Origin of the sequence: Alitiscatomonas sp., from assembly GCF_037242085.1 — a bacterium.
In the GTDB taxonomy this organism is placed as follows: Bacteria; Bacillota; Clostridia; order Lachnospirales; family Lachnospiraceae; genus Alitiscatomonas; species Alitiscatomonas aceti.
The window spans coordinates 1-4,318 of record NZ_JAXXBR010000025.1 but is presented as its reverse complement, the minus strand read 5'-3'; the positions used below and the strand labels follow the sequence as shown (position 1 = coordinate 4,318).

The window sequence follows — 4,318 nt, the reverse complement described above, 5'->3', positions numbered from 1 at the left end:
TGGCCGCCGGATCCACAGGAGCGCCTCCCATGCGTTTTTTCTCGGGCCGGATCTCCTCCTCCGGTTCCGGGATCCCCTTCACCTGGCGGAAAATCTTCATGAATTCCTTACCAGTGATGGTCTCCTTTTCGATCAGGAAATCCGCGATCTTATCCAAAGCGTCCCGGTTTTCCGAAAGGAGCCGTTTCGCCTCCGCGTATGCGCCCTTTAACATCCGCATCACTTCCACGTCGATCTCCGCCGCCGTGGCGTCGCCGCAGTTCAATACGGTACGGCCCGTCAGATACTGGTTTTCCTGGGTGGCAAGGCCCATGAGTCCAAATTTCTCCGACATTCCGTACTGGGTCACCATGGCCCTGGCGATCCTGGTGGCCTGCTCGATATCATTGGCAGCTCCCGTGGTCACCGTATCGAACACGATCTCCTCCGCTGCCCGGCCGGCCAGGGATACCACCAGCATGGCCTCCAGCTCTTTTTTCGTATTTAAGAATTTCTCTTCCTCCGGCACCTGCATCACATAGCCCAGTGCGCCCATGGTCCTGGGCACGATGGTGATCTTCTGCACCGGCTCCGCATCCTTCTGGAGAGCCGTCACCAGAGCGTGGCCCACCTCATGGTAGGATACGATCCGTCTTTCTTCCTTACTTAAGATCCGGTCCTTCTTTTCCTTACCCACAAGCACCAGCTCCACCGCCTCAAAAAGATCCTTCTGGCATACGGCCTGGCGCCCGTGCTTAACGGCGTTGATGGCCGCCTCGTTCATCATATTGGCCAGATCCGCGCCCACGGCTCCGGAGGTGGCCAGGGCGATTTCTTCAAAGTCCACGGTCTCATCCAGCCGCACGTCCTTAGAATGGACCTTTAAGATATTCACACGGCCCTTCAGATCCGGCTTATCCACAATGACACGGCGGTCAAACCGTCCCGGTCTTAAGAGTGCCGGGTCCAGAATCTCCGGCCGGTTGGTAGCCGCCATCACCAGAAGGCCCTTGGAGGAATCAAAGCCGTCCATTTCAGAAAGGAGCTGGTTTAAGGTCTGCTCTCTCTCGTCGTTTCCGCCAAACCTGGAATCACGGCTCCGTCCGATGGCGTCGATCTCGTCAATAAAGATGATACAGGGAGCCGACTGCTGGGCCTGCTTGAACAGGTCCCGGACACGGGACGCTCCCACGCCCACGAACATTTCCACAAAGTCCGAACCGGACAGGGAATAAAACGGCACCTGGGCTTCTCCGGCCACCGCCTTGGCAAGCAGCGTCTTACCCGTTCCCGGAGGGCCCACCAAAAGGGCTCCCTTGGGGAGCTTGGCGCCGATCTTTGTGTATTTCTGGGGATTATGGAGGAAATCCACGATCTCCACCAGAGACTCCTTGGCCTCGTCTTCACCGGCCACGTCGGCAAAGGTCACGCCGGTCTCCTTCTGGACGTAAACCTTGGCGTTGCTCTTTCCAACGCCCATGATGCCGCCTCCGCCGCCCATACGGCTGAACATCATATACAGCAGTCCGATCATCAGCACCGACGGCAGCACCCACCCAACGATGAAATTGATGATGCTGGAGCTGGCGCTGGTGTCCTCTCCCTCGAAGCGCACACCGCTTTCCAGAAGCCGGTCCGTCAGTTTCAGATCCTGGACCCGGACCGTATAATACTGGATCAGCCTGGAATACTGGGTGGAGCTGCTCTTTGGCACGATCACCAGCCGGCTGCCCGACTCCCGGACCGCCTCCACCTCTCCGTCCTCGATCATCCGGACAAACTCGTCATAGCTGACCTCCTGGCTCTGGCTCTTTTTCAGGGCAGAGTTCATCATGCTGACCACCGCCAGCGTGATGCACAGGACGATCACCATGACCCAGATCCCCGGGCCTCCCGGCCTCTTTCCATTATTTCTGTTCTGATTGTTGTTATCCATTCTGTCTTTCTCCACTTTTTCTATAACTATATCCTTCGGACATGGCACCCCGATACTTAGACCATTATAAGTTGAGTTTCCCCAGATAGCAATAAAAAAAAGATAAATTTAAACTTTTCTTTGACAAAATCCTTTATTTTTGCCATACTCTACAAAGACACATAAAAACCGCCATCTCATACGGAGGCCTGTTCCATGGAAACTGTGACCCACCCCATTCCTCCCCTTTTTGACGCTTCCTCCAGGATCCTGATCCTGGGCTCTTTTCCATCGGTCAAATCCCGGGAGGGCCTGTTTTTTTATCATCATCCCCAGAACCGTTTCTGGAAGGTACTGGCCGGAGTCCTTGAGGAACCGGTGCCCGGCTCCATTGAGGAAAAGAAAATATTCCTGTTAAAGCACCGCATCGCTCTCTGGGACGTGATCGCCTCCTGTACCATCGAAGGCTCCAGCGACAGCACCATAAAAAATGTGGTCCCCAACGACCTTTCCGGGATCCTTTCAGCCGCAGATATCTCCCGGATCTTCTGCAACGGAGGCGCTTCCTTCCAATATTATAAAAAATACCAGGAGCCCCGGACCGGCCGGGCAGCCGTCCGCCTTCCCTCCACCAGCCCGGCCAACGCCGCCTGGTCCTTAGACCGGCTGATCCGGGAATGGGCAGTGATCCGGGACAGCCTCCATGCATAAACCGCCAGGATCCGCGGAACAATAAGCTGCGGAGGTGATACACATGGACCAGAAGCCTGGAAAAAAGGTGGAAAACAAAGACGAATACGACGTGGATATCCAGTCCTGCTCCGCCATGGACTGCACCGGACTGATCCCGTCCCTGCCCCAGTCCTTTGCAGAGGTGGAGCACTATAACGATCTGTATCAGTTCCTTCCGGAGCATGTGAGTGACCCGGAGGAATAACTATCCCACTGCCCGACCAGAAACCGGAGACGGCCCCTGGCCTGCATCCCCGGCCCACTGCCAGACCAGAAAAGCTGCCCCAGGCAGCCTCCCGGATCTGGCAGAATCTACATAAAATGAGGTGACATCCCCATGTCCATGAATTATGAATCCTGTACCCTGTGCCCCAGGATGTGCGGGGCCGACCGGACCAAGGCCCCTGGCTTCTGCGGCGCTTCCCACCAGATCAAAGCCGCCCGGGCAGCCCTTCACCAGTGGGAGGAGCCGTGCATCAGCGGCACAGCCGGCAGCGGGACCGTATTCTTTTCCGGCTGTACCCTAAAATGCGTTTTCTGCCAGAACTATCCTCTGAGCCATGAAAATTTCGGAAAAGAAATTTCCACAGCCCGGCTCGCTGAAATCTTCCTGGAGCTCCAGGAAAAGGGCGCCCACAACATCAACCTGGTGACGGCCACCCAGTATCTCCCATCCATCCGCCAGGCCCTGGAGCTGGCGCGGCCAGAGCTTCACATCCCCGTGGTCTATAACAGCGGCGGCTATGAGCGGACTGAAACCATCCGGGAGTTTTCCGATTGCATCGACATCTGGCTTCCGGATCTTAAATATTATGACAGCAGCCTGTCTGAAAAATACTCGGCAGCCCAAAACTATTTCTCCATGGCCTCCAAAGCCATAAAGGAAATGATCCGCGTATCCGGCGGGCTGGCCTGGGACCCGGAAAACCCGGGACTTTTAAAAAAAGGCGTAGTGATCCGCCACATGGTCCTTCCCGGAGCAAAGGAGGACTCCATCCGGCTCCTTCACTGGATAAAGGAAGAGCTGCCTCCAGGACAGTTCCTTTTAAGTATACTGAGCCAGTATACGCCGTTTTATAAAAGCAGCCAGTATCCGGAGATCCGCCGCCGGATCACCACCTATGAATATCAGAAGGTCGTGGATACTGCCATCGAACTTGGGCTTACAGACGGATATATGCAGGAAAAAAGCAGTGCAAAAGAAGAATACACCCCGCCCTTTGATCTGAGCGGGATCTGACATGCAAAAATTTAGTGGGTACCGAAAAAGTCACTTACTGATTCTCCCGATACCCACTCTACATTTCGTTGTCCATTGGACGATCCTCACTTTCGAGTTTTTTATCTATATTAAATTTTCTTCCTTCACTCCACCGGTTTTTCGAATTTTTTTCTTCTGTCATTTTTTCTTTTTCATATCGATTATTGTATTTTTCTTATTGATACTTTCTCGTCATATCTTTAAGTAATATCAGATAACCTTTTATGATCCGTTTGTTCCGGTTTTGTGGTTTTCCTATGTTTAGACTTTTATTTTTTTATAAAAGCTAAACGAGATTTAAGTCTTCGGTGGTCCGTACCTCCTTTGCTTAGATTTGGACGTTCATTTCGAGATAGGAATCTTTTTTGGATTTCCTTCTCCAAAGAGTTTTGAAATCTTTTTTAAGGATTTTTGTTTCTCTTTGTTTTTGA

Annotated in this window: 4 protein-coding genes; 3 read left to right on the top strand and 1 reads right to left on the bottom strand. The window is 53.2% G+C overall.

Annotated elements, in window-relative coordinates:
- A partial coding sequence (ftsH, locus tag WIH05_RS00505; protein WP_337424818.1) for an ATP-dependent zinc metalloprotease FtsH occupies window positions 1–1,915 on the bottom strand: 1,915 nt, incomplete at its 3' end.
- Between the two features lie 195 nt (window positions 1,916–2,110).
- Between ftsH and WIH05_RS00500 the strand changes: the two genes are divergently transcribed.
- The 3 genes from WIH05_RS00500 (at window position 2,111) to WIH05_RS00490 (ending at window position 3,866) form a co-directional block, all read left to right on the top strand.
- The gene (locus WIH05_RS00500; RefSeq protein ID WP_022272515.1) at window positions 2,111–2,605 is read left to right on the top strand and encodes a DNA-deoxyinosine glycosylase; all 495 of its coding nucleotides are present in this window, start codon (window positions 2,111–2,113) and stop codon (window positions 2,603–2,605) included.
- 43 nt (window positions 2,606–2,648) lie between these two features.
- Window positions 2,649–2,831 carry a hypothetical protein gene (locus WIH05_RS00495; RefSeq protein ID WP_022272516.1) on the top strand — a complete coding sequence of 61 codons (183 nt, stop codon included), beginning with the start codon at window positions 2,649–2,651 and terminating at the stop codon, window positions 2,829–2,831.
- 132 nt (window positions 2,832–2,963) lie between these two features.
- Window positions 2,964–3,866 carry a radical SAM protein gene (locus tag WIH05_RS00490; RefSeq protein WP_022272517.1) on the top strand — a complete coding sequence of 301 codons (903 nt, stop codon included), beginning with the start codon at window positions 2,964–2,966 and terminating at the stop codon, window positions 3,864–3,866.
- The last annotated feature ends 452 nt before the right edge of the window (window positions 3,867–4,318 follow it).

What these genes read in the sequence shown, in the direction of transcription:
- WIH05_RS00495 (WP_022272516.1), top strand. Translation starts at nt 2,649, where the DNA reads ATGGACCAGAAGCCTGGAAAAAAGGTGGAAAACAAAGACGAATACGAC.
- WIH05_RS00490 (WP_022272517.1), top strand. Translation starts at nt 2,964, where the DNA reads ATGTCCATGAATTATGAATCCTGTACCCTGTGCCCCAGGATGTGCGGG.
- WIH05_RS00500 (WP_022272515.1), top strand. Translation starts at nt 2,111, where the DNA reads ATGGAAACTGTGACCCACCCCATTCCTCCCCTTTTTGACGCTTCCTCC.